29 protein-coding genes are annotated in these 14591 nt (G+C 39.9%); 28 read left to right on the forward strand and 1 reads right to left on the reverse strand.

Annotation, left to right across the window (positions count from 1 at the left end; all coding sequences use genetic code 11):
- Positions 1-282 precede the first annotated feature (282 nt).
- Positions 283-492: a hypothetical protein gene (locus tag C427_RS09785; protein WP_007636537.1), complete on the forward strand. Its 210-nt coding sequence runs from the start codon at positions 283-285 to the stop codon at positions 490-492.
- Positions 493-501: 9 nt separating this feature from the next.
- Positions 502-1059, forward strand: coding sequence for a hypothetical protein (locus C427_RS09790; protein ID WP_034898897.1), 558 nt, complete (start codon positions 502-504; stop codon positions 1057-1059).
- Between the two features lie 240 nt (positions 1060-1299).
- Here the strand turns inward: C427_RS09790 and C427_RS09800 are convergent, their stop codons facing one another.
- Positions 1300-1719 carry a helix-turn-helix domain-containing protein gene (locus C427_RS09800; RefSeq protein WP_007636536.1) on the reverse strand — a complete coding sequence of 140 codons (420 nt, stop codon included), beginning with the start codon at positions 1717-1719 and terminating at the stop codon, positions 1300-1302.
- Positions 1720-1917: 198 nt separating this feature from the next.
- Between C427_RS09800 and C427_RS09805 the strand changes: the two genes are divergently transcribed.
- From C427_RS09805 to C427_RS09920, 26 genes are all read left to right on the forward strand, one after another.
- Positions 1918-2160, forward strand: a complete 243-nt coding sequence (locus C427_RS09805) for a helix-turn-helix domain-containing protein (protein WP_007636534.1) — start codon at positions 1918-1920, stop codon at positions 2158-2160.
- Positions 2157-2642, forward strand: coding sequence for an adhesin biosynthesis transcription regulatory family protein (locus C427_RS09810; protein WP_226991091.1), 486 nt, complete (start codon positions 2157-2159; stop codon positions 2640-2642). The genes C427_RS09805 and C427_RS09810 overlap by 4 nt, the downstream gene beginning before the upstream one ends.
- Positions 2639-2860, forward strand: coding sequence for a hypothetical protein (locus tag C427_RS09815; RefSeq protein ID WP_007636529.1), 222 nt, complete (start codon positions 2639-2641; stop codon positions 2858-2860). Before C427_RS09810 ends, C427_RS09815 begins: the two co-directional genes overlap by 4 nt.
- A 118-nt stretch (positions 2861-2978) precedes the next feature.
- Positions 2979-3281 (forward strand): hypothetical protein, encoded by a 303-nt coding sequence (locus C427_RS09820; RefSeq protein ID WP_007636527.1) that lies wholly within the window; start codon positions 2979-2981, stop codon positions 3279-3281.
- Between the two features lie 361 nt (positions 3282-3642).
- Positions 3643-3840: a crAss001_48 related protein gene (locus C427_RS09825; RefSeq protein WP_007636525.1), complete on the forward strand. Its 198-nt coding sequence runs from the start codon at positions 3643-3645 to the stop codon at positions 3838-3840.
- A 70-nt stretch (positions 3841-3910) separates the two neighbouring features.
- A complete protein-coding gene (locus tag C427_RS09830; RefSeq protein ID WP_007636524.1) occupies positions 3911-4771 on the forward strand; it encodes a replication protein in 861 nt (286 codons plus the stop codon).
- The gene (locus C427_RS09835; RefSeq protein ID WP_007636521.1) at positions 4768-5073 is read left to right on the forward strand and encodes a hypothetical protein; all 306 of its coding nucleotides are present in this window, start codon (positions 4768-4770) and stop codon (positions 5071-5073) included. The genes C427_RS09830 and C427_RS09835 overlap by 4 nt, the downstream gene beginning before the upstream one ends.
- Complete coding sequence (locus tag C427_RS09840) at positions 5070-5303, forward strand: LexA family protein (RefSeq protein ID WP_007636520.1); 234 nt, start codon at positions 5070-5072, stop codon at positions 5301-5303. The genes C427_RS09835 and C427_RS09840 overlap by 4 nt, the downstream gene beginning before the upstream one ends.
- Positions 5300-5557 carry a DUF7220 family protein gene (locus C427_RS09845; RefSeq protein ID WP_007636517.1) on the forward strand — a complete coding sequence of 86 codons (258 nt, stop codon included), beginning with the start codon at positions 5300-5302 and terminating at the stop codon, positions 5555-5557. Before C427_RS09840 ends, C427_RS09845 begins: the two co-directional genes overlap by 4 nt.
- Complete coding sequence (locus tag C427_RS26360; RefSeq protein ID WP_007636515.1) at positions 5554-5709, forward strand: hypothetical protein; 156 nt, start codon at positions 5554-5556, stop codon at positions 5707-5709. Before C427_RS09845 ends, C427_RS26360 begins: the two co-directional genes overlap by 4 nt.
- Positions 5706-7139 carry a DNA cytosine methyltransferase gene (locus C427_RS09850; RefSeq protein WP_007636513.1) on the forward strand — a complete coding sequence of 478 codons (1434 nt, stop codon included), beginning with the start codon at positions 5706-5708 and terminating at the stop codon, positions 7137-7139. Before C427_RS26360 ends, C427_RS09850 begins: the two co-directional genes overlap by 4 nt.
- A complete protein-coding gene (locus C427_RS09855; RefSeq protein ID WP_007636512.1) occupies positions 7136-7333 on the forward strand; it encodes a hypothetical protein in 198 nt (65 codons plus the stop codon). The genes C427_RS09850 and C427_RS09855 overlap by 4 nt, the downstream gene beginning before the upstream one ends.
- A complete protein-coding gene (locus C427_RS09860) occupies positions 7330-7551 on the forward strand; it encodes a hypothetical protein (protein ID WP_034898892.1) in 222 nt (73 codons plus the stop codon). The genes C427_RS09855 and C427_RS09860 overlap by 4 nt, the downstream gene beginning before the upstream one ends.
- Positions 7552-7669: 118 nt before the next feature.
- Positions 7670-8161 carry a hypothetical protein gene (locus C427_RS09865; RefSeq protein WP_187292388.1) on the forward strand — a complete coding sequence of 164 codons (492 nt, stop codon included), beginning with the start codon at positions 7670-7672 and terminating at the stop codon, positions 8159-8161.
- A 148-nt stretch (positions 8162-8309) separates the two neighbouring features.
- Positions 8310-8612 carry a DUF1364 domain-containing protein gene (locus C427_RS09870; RefSeq protein ID WP_007636502.1) on the forward strand — a complete coding sequence of 101 codons (303 nt, stop codon included), beginning with the start codon at positions 8310-8312 and terminating at the stop codon, positions 8610-8612.
- On the forward strand, positions 8609-8899 hold the full coding sequence (locus tag C427_RS09875) for a RusA family crossover junction endodeoxyribonuclease (protein ID WP_015430770.1): 291 nt from the start codon (positions 8609-8611) through the stop codon (positions 8897-8899). Before C427_RS09870 ends, C427_RS09875 begins: the two co-directional genes overlap by 4 nt.
- Before the next feature lie 45 nt (positions 8900-8944).
- Positions 8945-9112, forward strand: coding sequence for a hypothetical protein (locus C427_RS26365; RefSeq protein WP_007636499.1), 168 nt, complete (start codon positions 8945-8947; stop codon positions 9110-9112).
- Positions 9109-9306 carry a hypothetical protein gene (locus C427_RS09880; RefSeq protein ID WP_007636498.1) on the forward strand — a complete coding sequence of 66 codons (198 nt, stop codon included), beginning with the start codon at positions 9109-9111 and terminating at the stop codon, positions 9304-9306. The genes C427_RS26365 and C427_RS09880 overlap by 4 nt, the downstream gene beginning before the upstream one ends.
- Positions 9307-9390: 84 nt before the next feature.
- Positions 9391-9618, forward strand: coding sequence for a helix-turn-helix domain-containing protein (locus tag C427_RS09885; RefSeq protein WP_007636496.1), 228 nt, complete (start codon positions 9391-9393; stop codon positions 9616-9618).
- Positions 9608-9970: a hypothetical protein gene (locus tag C427_RS09890; protein WP_226991090.1), complete on the forward strand. Its 363-nt coding sequence runs from the start codon at positions 9608-9610 to the stop codon at positions 9968-9970. The genes C427_RS09885 and C427_RS09890 overlap by 11 nt, the downstream gene beginning before the upstream one ends.
- A gap of 151 nt (positions 9971-10121) precedes the next feature.
- A complete protein-coding gene (locus C427_RS09895; RefSeq protein ID WP_007636492.1) occupies positions 10122-10565 on the forward strand; it encodes a M15 family metallopeptidase domain-containing protein in 444 nt (147 codons plus the stop codon).
- Positions 10562-11062 carry a hypothetical protein gene (locus C427_RS09900; protein ID WP_007636487.1) on the forward strand — a complete coding sequence of 167 codons (501 nt, stop codon included), beginning with the start codon at positions 10562-10564 and terminating at the stop codon, positions 11060-11062. The genes C427_RS09895 and C427_RS09900 overlap by 4 nt, the downstream gene beginning before the upstream one ends.
- On the forward strand, positions 11063-11308 hold the full coding sequence (locus C427_RS09905) for a phage holin (RefSeq protein ID WP_007636486.1): 246 nt from the start codon (positions 11063-11065) through the stop codon (positions 11306-11308).
- A gap of 2 nt (positions 11309-11310) precedes the next feature.
- Positions 11311-11727, forward strand: a complete 417-nt coding sequence (locus C427_RS09910; protein WP_007636485.1) for a C40 family peptidase — start codon at positions 11311-11313, stop codon at positions 11725-11727.
- 3 nt (positions 11728-11730) lie between these two features.
- Positions 11731-13986 carry a hypothetical protein gene (locus C427_RS09915; protein WP_007636484.1) on the forward strand — a complete coding sequence of 752 codons (2256 nt, stop codon included), beginning with the start codon at positions 11731-11733 and terminating at the stop codon, positions 13984-13986.
- On the forward strand, positions 13986-14591 hold the full coding sequence (locus tag C427_RS09920) for a hypothetical protein (RefSeq protein ID WP_007636483.1): 606 nt from the start codon (positions 13986-13988) through the stop codon (positions 14589-14591). The genes C427_RS09915 and C427_RS09920 overlap by 1 nt, the downstream gene beginning before the upstream one ends.

Consider the following 14591-nt stretch of genomic DNA (forward strand, 5'->3'; position numbering starts at 1 on the left):
CTAATGTCGCTAATGTGATACTGATTGACTTGTATAAAATATATACCAGTGTAGTATTTCGCATCCGGCAAGACGTAGAAATAAAACAGTTGGAGCATATAGTTAAAACAAAATGAAATAACTTTAAGTCCGTATCGTGACTATAGATTAGCAGGATCGCAACTATTGTCAACACAAAGCGTGACAATAATTTAAGCGGATGCTATCTTATTTGGATGGGATTAATCCTTTGTTGAATGTACACTGTAAATTTAAACAGTGTTATCAACCAGAGGAAAGACCATGAAAAAAGTAAATCTATCTAAGAAGAAGTTGTTTGTCGGGGTGCTAGCTGGATTGTTTGCATCAACTGTATTGGCTACGGGCGGTAACGGTAACGAGCCAAAAATATCAAAAGCAAAAACAAAGGAGAAGGTGACGTTTTGCGAGTATTACCCTGTTGTGTGCTCAATGTTTTCTTTGGGTACGGGAGGTAACGGAAACGAGCCTTAATGGGTTTAAATGGGTAATTTATTAACTAGTATTGGAGAAGTATTGACGGCGATTAATTTCGCCGCTTTACTTCTTATTTTAGCGCTTAAGCAAAAGAGAACTGCTTTTGAAGTCATAGTTTTTATCACGATGTTACTTAGTATTGGACATTTAACTATTGAATATAAACTTCATAAGATGGGTGTTAACGGGGGTGATGTAGGATTTATTCGGGCAGCCTGGTATTTGGGATTTTCTTCTACTTACTTAATTCATATCGTGGTTTGCACTTTATATTGCAACGCAAAAAATCTGGTTAGAGATAAATCAAGCACTATCATATTAATATCTTTTTTCATCGCTGCAATACTTCAGGTGTTGAGATATATTGACAGGTTAATCCTTGAAACGAACGTTCTTGGGCCTCTTTATACTAATGGCATACCCGCAATTAACTCAATTTGCACGATAGTTATTGTTATGTATGTGGCGTCAAAGTATTTGACGAATGGAGAAGTCGGGCTGTATTTGAGAAAATTCAAACTAACAAGCCCACTAATAAGGGGCGCGACACGATGGATAAAATAATATTAGTGGTAATATTGGGGGTTTTAGTTCCTTTTGCAGCGTTCACATTGAGAGCATACATGGTTAAGGCCGTACAAAAGAAAGGTGCAACAAGCGACACTGAGCGACTTGAAACGATTGTTTCCGCAATACTTGATAGAAGCGTTACTTTTGATCAGCAACGCAAGACAGTGAAGGAGTTAGCGCTGTCTTACAGAGAAGAATTAAAAGATAGGGGTAAGGAAAGCGGGCAGAGTAATGTCATCCAGTTTTTTGATCACCATTCGACCCAAGATAAGATCCGCAAGACTTAGCATAGCTTTCAACTAAGTCTGCAACTTTGAGTGATGGTTCTAGTTGGATGCGCCCATAATCAACAGCATCAGAAATCAACGATTGAAACTCGCGCACTGCGTCAGGCACTGTAAAAGATGATTGCTTATATTCACGAATTAGCGTTTCAACACGTACGCCCGAGACAATATACACCTCTAAGTTGCGGCCTAAAAATGGCTGTAATGCACCCGCAATAATTAATATTTCATCTGCCCCAGGCTTTCTAATTCCAACCTCGTAATTAGCCAGCCTACTGCGAGTAAACTTACATCTGAAAGCTAACTTTTTAATATCAAGCCCCGCTTCTTCCCTTAATTCTTTAATCCTAATCCCGTAAACACTCATGTATAAGCTCCAATTATAAATAATAATAGTGTGAATATAGCGCTAAAACCGATTCGTGTACACGCTTTGTGACTTTAAATTAAGATAAATGGGCAAGCTTTAATCGCTGTATGAATAAATTTACTTAATATTAGCCTTGTTAATCTGTCACGTATTGTTTATATTTGAGATACAAAACGTGTAAGGGCATTAATTAAAGTGAATCGAATCAAAGAACTCAAAGAAGGCTTAGGCTTAAAGACAGTGGATTTATCCAAGGTTTTAAAGTGTGGGCATTCAAGAATATCTATGTATGAATCTGGTGAAAGATCGCCAACCATTAAATATGCACATTATATAGTAAAAAAGTTTAACGACCTTGGCTTAAAAGCCTGCTTTGAAGATGTTTTTCCATCACCACACGCCGCGAACGACGAAAGCAACACACCGGACGCAGCATGAACCTCCCCATGGTTGCTGGTGGAGAAAGCGCAGCGCGTATAGCTATATTGCTAACACTTCTACCCAAGCTATCAGAAAACACCTGTGATGCGCTCACGGCTCACTTTGTCAACGGTTATGACACCGATTGGATCTTTAATTTATACGGTATTGACCAGCCTAATTTCACACGCTCAGTAACTAAGCTAAGTGCAGTCAATAATACCGTCGAAGCGCTTAAAATATGTAAACAGCATCGTGCTGTATGGGTATCTCTAATTCTATCTCTAATACCAAAATTTGGAGAAGGCACCCGCCAATCACTCACTGAATGGGTTTCCACATTAGACGGTTCAAATCGCCCCTCATACCCACCTAAGAACCTTAAGCGTTCATTAGATAAGTTTTATGCAGTAATCGACAAGATAGAACAGATTAAAACTCTCGATAACGCTCACTTAAGTGACATGAATTTAACAGTAACTAACGAGGCAAGAGCATGAGGAATCAAAAAAATTGGCCCATTGGCTGGCCTGTTCACACCAAAGTTGATCACAACAGGCATTTACAAGACAACGGGTTTTTTACCTGGGCTAAACGTGGTTTGTCTAAATGCCCTAAATTTTTATATCAACACATCACTGAATTTGTAGAGCGAAACATATTTTTACTTACTGCAATAGTAAGCGTTTTAGTAGTTACATTCATGACGATTGAATAAATGCTTGTTTAATCCTAGTTTCCAAGCATGTGGAGCCGTCCACCCCTTAGCCGCTTAAGTGCGGTTTTTGGGTGAAAAAAATTTATTTTTTCATTAACCCAACCATAAGGAAGTAAATATGTTTAAAGCTAAATTTGTGCTAGCAGCCTTAGTCGCTATTGCATTTTCTGCCTTCGCTAACGCATCTGTAAACACTGCAACTGTTGAGGCTCAATACGAGCTATCACAAGCCCCAGTCGATCTAGGTGTGCAATCTGACAACGTTAATAGTTTTGAGCTCACAGCGGCTTACAACGAAGCGTTTCAGGTTAACCGTAGCGAAGTAATCAAACTAGAACGAAGTATCACCGAACAATTTTTGCTGGTGGACTCCCAAAGCGATCAGCTGGTTATCGTTAATGAGGTGGGTTGGCGAAGTTAACCAACTCACAAATAGAAACTTAGTTCTACATATCCTTAAAGCTTGCCTAGTCGCAGGCTTTTTGGGTGCAAGCAGAGAGACTGCCTTGGTTACAAATCGCCATGACAACAATTAAACAAGTCAATTGTAGGACTTTAAAACCGCAATGATTTTATTACGAATAACGAGGTAGCGCGTAGTAGGTCGATCCTGCCTAGTTGGTGAAACAACTCGTCACTCCAACCAAGCAGGCTGAGAGGTCTGCACTAATTTAACTAAGGGGATTGATAGATGTTCAAGAAAACAAAAATCCATTTAGCTGTTGTGGCTTCACTTCAAAGCTGGAATAGCACTGAAACAATTTAATAAGGGGATAGATTGCATGAGTGAACGCATAGAAAGAATGAAGATTGAACACAAAGAACTTTGTACAAAAACCAATGCGCTTAATTCATTTATCCATGGCAATGAAATATTTAGAACCTTGGATGATTTGGAGCAGGTGAGAATGATTAAGCAGGTTGGGTTTATGGAGGCATATGCTCAAACATTAGAAGCAAGGATTTGGGTAGCAAAATAATTTAAATCAATAAAAAAGCTCCATCAATGCGCTGACACGCTAGGAGCTTAATTACTACAACGGAGTAAGTATGAACAATTTAGCGCAAGTAATCAAGTTCGAGAGGCCGGAAGTGAAAGCAGATTTAAAAAACGGCTATACACAGGTCGCCCATGATATTTTTGACACAATAATATCAAATCAATCAAAGCTAACAGCGGTTGAGATGCGGGTTGTTTTAGCTTTCGCGCGCAAAACCTACAGTTTCCATAAAAAATCTGATTGGGTTACCAACACCCAAATAATGGATATGACTAATCTTTCAAAAGGTCATGCTAGTAATATAATAAAGTCCCTAATAAGCAAAAATGTACTTTTTAAAGACGGTAAAAAGACAGGTATAAATAGCACTGTTAGCGAGTGGGGAGTTCACAACCCAGTGAATGAAAGTTCACAACCTAGTGAGCCAGAAGTTCACAACCCAGTGAACCAGAGTTCACAACCTAGTGAACCCGAGTTCACAACCTCGTGTACCGGAGTTCACAACCTAGTGAACAAAAGTTCACAACCTAGTGAAACACAAAAGAAAGAAACTCTTACAAAAGAAACTATTACAAAAGAAACTTATTATAATAAAGCCCCATACACCGGAATTTTTTCCGTCAATAAATCCAATCCAATTCCTAAAGATTTTCAGTTCACTAACGAAATGAAACTTTGGGCAGAAGAAGAAAAAATCACCGTAAATCTTATTTCTGAAACTAAACAATTCATTGACCATTTTTTAAGCAAAGGCGAATGCCGAGATGATTGGACACCAGCCTGGCGCTTTTGGATGCGTAACACTTTAAAATTCATTCCTAAAAAACTTCCCGTTCAAACAGGTCAAAAGTTAAGCCCAATTGGACAATCCATGGCAGCTAAATTAGCGAGTATGGGTGAACAGTCATGAACCGCCAACACTTCAACGAACAGTTTCTTGGTATGTGTGAATATTTTGGAAAGGATCACAGTGAGTCTGTCATTCAAATTTATTGGAACGCATTAAAAACCATCTCAGATGATGAATTCACCAAAGCGGTTACTGACTCGGTAATGAAAAGCACTTTTTTCCCAAGAGTCGCTGAACTAATGAAATCTGTGCCAAAACTTGAACCGATGCTAATTGAAGACAAAGGCGGCTTAACCTGGTGTTATAACACGCAGCGATTAATGGATAAGTACGGACCTAACGCTAAGAGGGCCGCAGCATGATCGCTTTAACCCCCAAACAACTTGAACGCGCCAAGTTTATCAATCAACACATCATTGATAACGATAATTTTCCAACTCATAAGCAGATATCGGAGGAATTTAACATACCCACATCAGCCAGCATGACGTTAGTCACAACTCTTTATGCAAAGGGATGGATTACACAGCAGGCAACGGCGCAGTCATACAAGCGAACCCCTGCAATGAAAGAAAGGTTGATGGAACTATGAAAACACCTACACAAAGCAAAATAGATTCGGCGCTTGAAGCCCTGACAAATATCTTTGTTGGTTTTTCAATTAATTTCACTGCAAACATTCTTATTTTTCCAATTTTTGGTTGGGAGATATCTATCAGTCAAAATTTATTGCTTGGCGGGTGTTACACAATGATTTCATACATCCGTTCTTACGCACTTAGACGCGCATTTGATGGCCGTAGTGTTTATCAGGCGATTAAAAGTAAGTTAGGGGATTCAGCATGAACATACTTACACCAACCCAACTAAAGACAATTGCAGCTGAGAAAACGTTAATCGCTAGACTAGTAAACATAAACAAAACTAAAAGACGCAGAGCAGCAGAAGATCAGGCCGAAGCTAAAAGACAGGCGGTTATTGATGGGGTGCAGCTATGAGCCTTTTTAAAGAATTATTGGTTGATAACTTTGCTGGCGGTGGTGGTGCTAGTCAAGGCATTTATGAATCAACAGGTCGCCATGTTGATATTGCTATTAATCATGATATTGATGCAATTCAAATGCACGAAATGAACCACCCTGAAACACAGCATTTTTGCGAATCAGTTTGGGATATTGATCCGCGAAAAGTGGTTAACGGCCTGCCAGTTGGCTTGGCTTGGTTTAGTCCTGATTGTAAACATTTTTCCAAAGCTAAAGGTTCAAAGCCGGTTAGTAAAAATATTCGTGGTCTTGCATGGATAGTTATTAGGTGGGCTGCAACAACTCGTCCAAGAGTAATAATGTTAGAAAACGTAGAGGAGTTTAAAACTTGGGGTCCACTTTTAAAAGATGGAATGCCCGATAAGGATAAAAAAGGCCAAACATTTAACTCTTTTGTTAATGCATTAAAGCGTCAAGGTTACCAGGTGGAATTTAAAGAGCTTCGCGCGTGTGACTATGGAGCCCCAACAATAAGAAAACGCCTGTTTTTAGTTGCTAGAAGAGACGGCAAAAAAATAGAATGGCCAAAACCTACTCATGCGGCGCCAGATTCATTACTTGTTAAACGAGGCAAATTAAAACCTTGGAAGACTGCAGCAGAATGCATTGATTGGTCTATACCTTGCCCATCTATATTTGAACGTAAAAAACCATTAGCCGAAAACACCTTAAAAAGAATTGCAAAGGGTATACAGCGCTATGTAATCGATAGTGATAAGCCTTTTATAGTAAATGAGGTTGCACCGTTCATTACAGAACACGCCAACGCCAGCAACCAGCGAAACATGCCATTGAATGAGCCACTAAGGACAATATGCGCGGGGGTAAAAGGCGGTCATTTTGCACTAGTCACGGCGTTTATAGCAAAGCATTACACTGGCGTAGTGGGGGTAGGTGTTGATAAGCCATTACCCACCGTTACAACTAAGGATCATAACTCGTTAGTTACGAGCCACATTATAAAGCTACGCGGTACAAATGTTGGACATAAAACTGATGAACCACTACACACAATAACAGCCGGCGGTAATCATCATGGTGAAGTTAGAGCCTTTTTAATTAAATATTATGGCAATGAAAAAGACGGGTGCAATTTAAACGAACCACTGCACACAGTTACAACTCGAGATAGGTTTGGACTAGTAACTATTAAGGGAGAGGATTATCAGATTGTAGACATCGGTATGAGAATGTTTAGCCCACGCGAATTATTCAACGCCCAAGGTTTTCCATCTGATTACATAATCGATATAGACAAAAATGGAAATAAGGTAACCAAGCAAAATCAAGTTGCCAGGTGCGGGAATTCAGTTTCTCCACCACTAGCAAAAGCTCTAGTTGATTCAAATATGCCAGAAATTCGACGATTGGAGCTTAGAGCATGATAGCAATAGTAAACATCTCACCCAAGCACACCCCGGCACACGGTTTAAATCAATACGCATTGAAAAGCGATAGGGTCATTCTTTGTACTTTTTGGCACATCAGAACATGCGACAGTAAAACCCAACTTTTAATTGATGCAGCGGAAGCCTACAAGAATTACAAAGCAGAGAAATCGATTGGTGAAGCGGCATGATCATTAGCATATACCCGCCTCAGTATTACTACAGGCATAAACGCGAGTCTGATCTTAGTTGGATAACTGCAATGCTAAAAATTATACCAAGTGAATTAAGACAATCTGCCTGCACTGAATATTCAAAGATTTACGGCGGTGGCGGCGGTGACAAAAGAAAGTTGGCCAACACGTATCTTAAAACAGAAGCGGCAAAATATAGGGTGGTTAAGACATGAATGATTTAACAATATTAATTTTATTCTGCTCTGTAGTGGGGGCCTTGGTAGGGATATTGGGGTTTTGTGTATTTCTGTTTTGCGCGAACATTTCAGATTTTTTAGAAAACCTTTCGTAATGGCTAGTGAATTACATAATGAGCTTTGCCTTCGGGCTGCAAAATACCTGAAAAGCAATGGTTTTGGCGTGTGCTTTGATGACAGGTTTCAAGCGGTAACGCCGACCGGTGAAATTCCAGACGTAATGGGGTTTAGGAATAACGTTAGCTGTTTAATTGAGGTGAAGGTATCTCGCTCTGATTTTTTAGCGGATAAGAAAAAGAAATTCAGGGGATCCCCCGAGCTTGGTATGGGTGATTGGCGATTTTATCTTTGCCCATCTGACCTAATTAAAGCTGAAGAATTGCCGGAAGGTTGGGGATTGCTTTATGCCAAACCTAAAACAATAAAAGCAATTCACGGTTGGCCAGCCAATACTCAATGGATAAATTGCCCTTTTGAGTCCAATTCACAAGCCGAACGATCATATATGTACAGCGCATTAAGAAGGATGGAGATTAAAGGCCATTTGAGCGCAGTTTATGAAAAATTAGAGGTTATAAAAGTATGACCCACCAACCAAAAGGCGGCATGTGTCTTACTTGCAAAAATAAGTTTAAAGACTGTTCAGGCCTCAAATTCAGCGAAATGCCAAAGATAAAATCGATATCTGAAAGCACTGTAATTGTGAAATGCACTAGTTTTGAGAGGGCGGCGTAATGTCTAAATCAAACAAGTTACGCAATTCAGCAAGAGGCCAAGAATGCAACATTCGCATACCCAGTGTGTGCAATTTTAACCCTGAAACCACTATTCTTGCGCACGTTGGTAGCGGTGCTGGCTGGGGCGGCAAGAGTAGAGACATTGAAGGCTCTTTTTGTTGCTCTGCATGTCATGACGCTATTGACGGACGAACAAGAACACCGTTTACAGCCATTGAATTAAAACTATGGGCCAAAGAAGGCGCAGAAAGAACGCGCGAGCATTGGGAACAAATCGGATTAATTAAGGTGCCAGCATGAACACAGTGAACATAAAGCCTTTATCAGTAAACAAAGCATGGCAGGGTAGACGCTATAAGACTGATGATTACATAGCCTATGAACGGGCGGTGCTTTTATCATTGCCAAAAATCAACATTCCAGAAGGTCGGTTATTGCTGCGCTTAGAGTTTGGTTTTAGTTCAAAAGCCAGCGATATCGATAACCCGGTAAAAATGTTTCAGGATTGTTTGCAGAAAAAATACGGTTTTAATGACAGTCGGATCCGCTTGTTAATGGTGGCTGGTGTAGATGTCAAAAAAAGGTGATGAATACATTAAATTTGCTATTGAATCAGTCGAGGATTTAGCAACATGACTTTATACATATTGGCCGCAATTCTTTATTTAATAGCCGGTCGCGGCGTTTACTCTTTAGTTATCACCATATCGATAACCGCCAGATTGCAAAAAGTAAAGGGGCTTAAGGTTTTCACTATATTAGTTTGGCCTTTTGTTGTTTTGCAAATGGGCATTAAATGAAAAAAGAAAACGTGAAGGTTTGGCCACCACAGCAAACGTTAGATAAAACCGCAAAAATTGGCCCTGGCGTTAATTACGATGGTGTATGCCCAAACTGCAAAGGTTTTACTTTAATGAAAAGAGGGCGTGTTGATGGTTTGGTTAGATATGACTGTAAGTTTTGCGACTATAAATTCAGATATAACGGGCTCTAAATGACATACCCACAGCCCAAAGACGAGCATTACGAAGCCCTAGATAGTGAGCGGCAAACAACTAAACCATAAAAGGTGGCTGGCGTGACAAAAAAAATCAGTGAAGGTGGAAAAATAATCAAGGCTGTTAGGTTGGCTAGGGGTTATAGAGACAGAACCGAGTTTGCCGGTCGCTTAGGTTTTGCTGTAAATACTGTCTATAACTGGGAGTCGGGCAGATCAAAGCCTTCTTATGATGATGTTCAGATGATTGTTGATTACCTTCACTTTAATATGATTGAGGCGCGGGAGTTAGCCAAAAATGCCGCATAAGACTATAGAAGAAGTTAGGTACCAGCTAAAAGTTTGGGGTATGTTTCAGGCCACTCAAGAATTGGGATCGGGTTACGCAAGCATATCAACTACTTCGCGCATTTGTGAAATGCTGAAAACTCAAATATGGGCTTCATCAGATCTTCACTTATTTAGCCATCTTTCAGATAACGCTCATGAGCCAGAGCATATATCTAACGTTACAGAAGCACTAAACAAACTCACAAGCAGTTATAGAAGATCAATAATAATCAAATATAAAACATCACTTTCAAAAGCCAACCCTAAAAAGGAAGATTTAGATAACTACTATACAAGAGAGGGTGAAAACTACTTGCTAGGTTTATTGTGATTATTACGGGGTAAATAACCACATGTTGCGTTTAAGCGACCACATGTTGCGTTTTGAGACCCGTAAAACTATGTATAATTATTCTATTGTGGGTATTTCCACAGCCTAACCAAACTCCCTTTTGCCTCAACCTTATCGTTGGGGCTTTTTTATGTCTGAGAAATCTATGCCAACTTACAGCAAAACTTCTGCGACGCGACTAGCATCTTGTCATATTGACATTCAAACAATATGGAATGAACTAATCAAATATATTGATTGCTCTGTATTTTGTGGACATAGAGAAGAAGCAGAACAGAACAAAGCTTTTTTTGATGATCTTAGTCAACTTCAATGGCCTGATTCTAAACACAACTCATTACCCAGCATGGCCATTGATTCAGGTCCTTATTTTGTTGAGTTAAAAAATACTGATTGGGAAGACGCCAAAGCATTCGCTAAATTTGCAGGTTTTGCCCAGTTATTAGCTATTCAGCTTTACGAACAAAAGAAGATCACCCACGTTTTGCGATGGGGCGGCGATTGGGATATGGACGGAAGAACAACCGACCAAACATTTTCAGACCTTCCGCATTTTGAACTGGTGAAACCATGAATTGGAAATCAATAGTTAAGAGTATCGCCCCGGTACTTGGTACCGCTCTTGGTGGCCCCATGGCTGGTGGCGCAATTAAAATGCTGTCTACTGCATTACTGGGCAATGAAAATGCAAATGAGCAGGAGTTAGAAAGTTTTATTCTTGGCGCAAATCCAGATCAATTACTACAAATAAAGCAATTAGACGCTGATTTTAAATTAAAAATGGAAGAGTTGGGCGTTGATGTATTTAAACTTGAAGTTCAAGACAGAGACAGCGCCAGAAAAAACCACAAAGATAGCAATATGCCGGCGATTCTATGCCTGTTATTAACTGCAATGGTTGCTGGTGGCTTGGCTGCCTTGCTTATCATGGTGATTCCGCCCGATAACGCAAATATTATTTACATGGTTTTTGGCCAAATTCTTACAGCTTGGACCGCTTCAATAGCGTATTGGGTAGGCACAACCAAAAGCAGCAGCGATAAAAACAAAGCGCTTGGGGTTGTAAAGTAAATGATAGCTGACAAGTACACGGTCACAAGTTACATAACTAATGGGGCTGTTGCATTATTTGGAGCGCTTAACCTCGAATTTATAATGATGTTCATAGGGTTAATACTCGCTTTAGTCACCTGCATTACTAATTACTATTTCAGACGCAGGCAAGACAAGCGTGATGTCGAAGAAGCCGCAAGAAAGGAAGAGTATCACGAGGTAAGGATGGAAATTCACAACCGAGATTTTAACAAAGAAGATTAATCATGAAAGTCATTTTCGCAAGAAATAACGGCAACATTATCAGTAAGGTCATAAGACTTTACACCTGGTCTGATTGGTCACACGTTGGAATCATAGACGGCGAACATGTTATTGAAGCGATTGGCTGCAAAGGTGTCGCAAGAACTAAATTAAAAGCGTTCGAGCTTCGATACGATGACACTTGCATTAGACACATAGCTGGTGATATTGACAAAGCAAAAGCGTTAATTGGCAAAGACTTTGACCAACGTGGTTTATGGGGCGGCTTACTTCATATGCGAGTACAGGATCCTGATAAATGGTTTTGCTCTGAATTAGTCGCTCACGCTTCAGACGCATTCGACTCTGAATTTGCACACAAAGTTTCACCTGAAAATTTATATTGGGTGAGTTCAGAATTATTGAATAATGGTATATAAACAATGGCAATTATAAGCGGATTAAAACGAACAGCGACAAAACTGGGGCAGCTTAAAGCATCGCCTCAATCAATGGGGACCAATAACGGCGTATTTTTACCAAAATCAATTAAGGGTTATGATATTCCGAATTGGCCCAGCCAAATTTGGCATACTGTTATACTAACTTCGACAGACCACGACGATGCCAGCAACACTGCAACAGGAGGTAACGGTGGATTGTGGTTACTGGCCATAAAAGGTGACCCTGCATTATCTGCAAACTGGCAATATTGGGACGATATAAGCGGCAATGCTGAATTTGCATATTTATTTAGTGCTGAACCTGCTACGCCAACAAGTAACCCTATTTTTGTGGACACAGCGGTAGGTTATCAAACAGAAACGTTTGATGTTATTAATGTTGGTGGGACTTTAACCTTAACTTACCATAATAGCGGTAATAATAATTACAATGGGTTTGAAACTCAAAACACAGTAAGAGCAACCAGCACAGACGGTATAAATTACACTAGGCAAGGCATTATACTTGATTACAATCCGAGATACCTTGCTGGTGATGGGCATACAGGCTACTTCAATTTTGGCGTTAACCCATTTCCTAATATTCCGTATAGCTACATCGGTAATTCTATTTTTGGAGGAGGTGCTGACGAGCGGAATGGTGGAAGAATGCTTTGGGGTTCTAACGACTTAATTGTTTGGGACCGCGTACATAAATACGATACTAATGCAGGGCGATTAAGTGACTCTATAACTACGGGCGGTGAAGATTACATTATTGGATTGACAATGTTTCATGCAGCAGTTCGTGAGGGCGCGTATTGGCGTATTCCAGTTGTTGCTAAATTAAGAGTTTTTGGTACTTCTATGAACAAAGTACACGCCGTAGAAATACTCATAGATGATAATTTAAACGTTGTGTCAGAGCCAAAAATTTACATCGGTTTAGGAAGTTCTTCTACGTTTGATGAAGGGAGCGCAGGAAACACTACAGAATTTATGCACGAAGGTGTTTTATATGGTGTGTACGATGCTTCTGATTCATCAAATATACATTCGTTTGGTCTTGTTACAATAGTAAATGAACCAACTTCATGGACACTACTGAATCCTAGACTTTCAGTACCTAGCACGATTTATGATTATGATTTGAGAACAGCAGAAAGTGTGCCTTCCGACATTTCGGTAGTAAATGGAACGCTTTCTACAGTAGAAGACGGCAGACTTGAGTTAGCAGTGTCTAACGGCGGAGAGTCAGGAAGATTATATACAGATATTTATGTAACACCTTCTGACTATAACACTGTAGATTTTGTGTTTGATGGATTACGAACAAATTCTTCAGACCCAGTAACTAGAGTATTCGGGCTTTACTCTAACCAAGTGATCAATTCAAATATAGATGCTCTAAACGTAGTTCCTACAATTAGTAACCAGCACTCACCTCTGCAAATACAAGTTTTTAATAACTCAGCAGTGTTGAGAAATGAAGTGACTACAATGCACATAGGTTTTGAAAGATCTTGGCTTGATGATAAAGAAGAAAGCCCCCAAGCTGAACAAACAATTGCCTTAAGACTTATACCCGCTCAAAATATAGGCTACTTATTGCACGGTAGCTCAGAAGTAGAAACACTAGATTTAAGCGGCTATAACTTTGATACGCCTGTTGTCATGGGTATGGGAATGACTAATTCGGCGGGGGCTGTTAAAACGTTTGGAATGAGTCGTATAACTGCAACAAGTTACGCAAATGTAGAAATAGCAGTACCCGCAGCTCCAGCAATGACAGCAACAGCAGGAAACACCGAAATAGCGTTTAGTTGCCCGACTATTGCAGAAGCTACGGGCTACAAAGCGTTTGTTGGCAGAAATGGGGTATACAACGAATCAGATTTAGGCGATTCAAACACTGGAACCGTTACAGGTCTCACAAATGACATCGAATTCACAGTGTTTATGAGAGCGTATAATGAGGAAGGTGAGTCAGCACCCACAGCGACCCAAGTAGTAACTCCAATAGCAACAGCAACATCAACAGCAAACATTACAATAACTGGCATCCCTAAAGGCGACCACTACATATACCTTAACGATGACACACACACGCAAATACACAGCGGTTTAGTAACATTCGCAGCAGAAGCGGCAACAATAACAGCATTGCCTTTGTTAGTTGGCGCTAGATATTATGGATATTGGAAAGGCTCAAACACCCCAACTGACGGATCAGGAATAACAGGCATAACAGTCTAATGGCTTGGAATAAAAGCGGTTCTTGGAATGGGGCGAGTGCAACAACTACAGTAATTAAAACCGTAAACATAACAACCTCATTTTTACAGAGTGTTGATAGTACATCTAATATTGCATTTAACGTAAATCAAAGCGTTATAAGTCAAAAGAGTATTGAAACAGCAATGCGTGAACAAGTTAGCGCAGTTTCAAATATAACAACGGGCTTTAAAAGCCGAATAGCTAAAACTCTAAACATAACCTTTGATTTGCTCGAATCTGGCGTTGCTGCAACTGTAAGTAGAACAATAAACATAACCACGTCTTTACTTCAGCGTATAGATACAGCATTCAATATTAGTTCATCTTTAAAGCAGCGAGTTACTAAAACAGTAAGCATCAACACAGCGTTAAACGTTCGTGTTAATGGTGAGCTTTTAATACAAACAGCATTTAAAGAAACGGTTTCAGTATTTAAAAACATCACAACCAGTTTTTTGCAGCAAACAACCGAAGTTAAAAACATCACATTTGCACTTGATGGGGTTCAACCTCTTTTAGCTCATGGCGCAACATTCCGGCTTTCAGTCATTGAGCCATCTTACAAATTCACGATAAAGGGGTAG

The sequence above is a fragment of the Paraglaciecola psychrophila 170 genome (assembly GCF_000347635.1).
GTDB lineage: Bacteria > Pseudomonadota > Gammaproteobacteria > Enterobacterales > Alteromonadaceae > Paraglaciecola > Paraglaciecola psychrophila.

Bases quoted from the DNA above. Each gene is read 5' to 3' on its own strand.
- C427_RS09785 (WP_007636537.1), top strand. From the start codon at position 283: ATGAAAAAAGTAAATCTATCTAAGAAGAAGTTGTTTGTCGGGGTGCTA.
- C427_RS09790 (WP_034898897.1), top strand. From the start codon at position 502: ATGGGTAATTTATTAACTAGTATTGGAGAAGTATTGACGGCGATTAAT.
- C427_RS09800 (WP_007636536.1), bottom strand. From the start codon at position 1,719: ATGAGTGTTTACGGGATTAGGATTAAAGAATTAAGGGAAGAAGCGGGG.
- C427_RS09810 (WP_226991091.1), top strand. From the start codon at position 2,157: ATGAACCTCCCCATGGTTGCTGGTGGAGAAAGCGCAGCGCGTATAGCT.
- C427_RS09815 (WP_007636529.1), top strand. From the start codon at position 2,639: ATGAGGAATCAAAAAAATTGGCCCATTGGCTGGCCTGTTCACACCAAA.
- C427_RS09820 (WP_007636527.1), top strand. From the start codon at position 2,979: ATGTTTAAAGCTAAATTTGTGCTAGCAGCCTTAGTCGCTATTGCATTT.
- C427_RS09825 (WP_007636525.1), top strand. From the start codon at position 3,643: ATGAGTGAACGCATAGAAAGAATGAAGATTGAACACAAAGAACTTTGT.
- C427_RS09830 (WP_007636524.1), top strand. From the start codon at position 3,911: ATGAACAATTTAGCGCAAGTAATCAAGTTCGAGAGGCCGGAAGTGAAA.
- C427_RS09835 (WP_007636521.1), top strand. From the start codon at position 4,768: ATGAACCGCCAACACTTCAACGAACAGTTTCTTGGTATGTGTGAATAT.
- C427_RS09840 (WP_007636520.1), top strand. From the start codon at position 5,070: ATGATCGCTTTAACCCCCAAACAACTTGAACGCGCCAAGTTTATCAAT.
- C427_RS09845 (WP_007636517.1), top strand. From the start codon at position 5,300: ATGAAAACACCTACACAAAGCAAAATAGATTCGGCGCTTGAAGCCCTG.
- C427_RS26360 (WP_007636515.1), top strand. From the start codon at position 5,554: ATGAACATACTTACACCAACCCAACTAAAGACAATTGCAGCTGAGAAA.
- C427_RS09850 (WP_007636513.1), top strand. From the start codon at position 5,706: ATGAGCCTTTTTAAAGAATTATTGGTTGATAACTTTGCTGGCGGTGGT.
- C427_RS09855 (WP_007636512.1), top strand. From the start codon at position 7,136: ATGATAGCAATAGTAAACATCTCACCCAAGCACACCCCGGCACACGGT.
- C427_RS09860 (WP_034898892.1), top strand. From the start codon at position 7,330: ATGATCATTAGCATATACCCGCCTCAGTATTACTACAGGCATAAACGC.
- C427_RS09865 (WP_187292388.1), top strand. From the start codon at position 7,670: ATGGCTAGTGAATTACATAATGAGCTTTGCCTTCGGGCTGCAAAATAC.
- C427_RS09870 (WP_007636502.1), top strand. From the start codon at position 8,310: ATGTCTAAATCAAACAAGTTACGCAATTCAGCAAGAGGCCAAGAATGC.
- C427_RS09875 (WP_015430770.1), top strand. From the start codon at position 8,609: ATGAACACAGTGAACATAAAGCCTTTATCAGTAAACAAAGCATGGCAG.
- C427_RS26365 (WP_007636499.1), top strand. From the start codon at position 8,945: ATGACTTTATACATATTGGCCGCAATTCTTTATTTAATAGCCGGTCGC.
- C427_RS09880 (WP_007636498.1), top strand. From the start codon at position 9,109: ATGAAAAAAGAAAACGTGAAGGTTTGGCCACCACAGCAAACGTTAGAT.
- C427_RS09890 (WP_226991090.1), top strand. From the start codon at position 9,608: ATGCCGCATAAGACTATAGAAGAAGTTAGGTACCAGCTAAAAGTTTGG.
- C427_RS09895 (WP_007636492.1), top strand. From the start codon at position 10,122: ATGTCTGAGAAATCTATGCCAACTTACAGCAAAACTTCTGCGACGCGA.
- C427_RS09900 (WP_007636487.1), top strand. From the start codon at position 10,562: ATGAATTGGAAATCAATAGTTAAGAGTATCGCCCCGGTACTTGGTACC.
- C427_RS09905 (WP_007636486.1), top strand. From the start codon at position 11,063: ATGATAGCTGACAAGTACACGGTCACAAGTTACATAACTAATGGGGCT.
- C427_RS09910 (WP_007636485.1), top strand. From the start codon at position 11,311: ATGAAAGTCATTTTCGCAAGAAATAACGGCAACATTATCAGTAAGGTC.
- C427_RS09915 (WP_007636484.1), top strand. From the start codon at position 11,731: ATGGCAATTATAAGCGGATTAAAACGAACAGCGACAAAACTGGGGCAG.
- C427_RS09920 (WP_007636483.1), top strand. From the start codon at position 13,986: ATGGCTTGGAATAAAAGCGGTTCTTGGAATGGGGCGAGTGCAACAACT.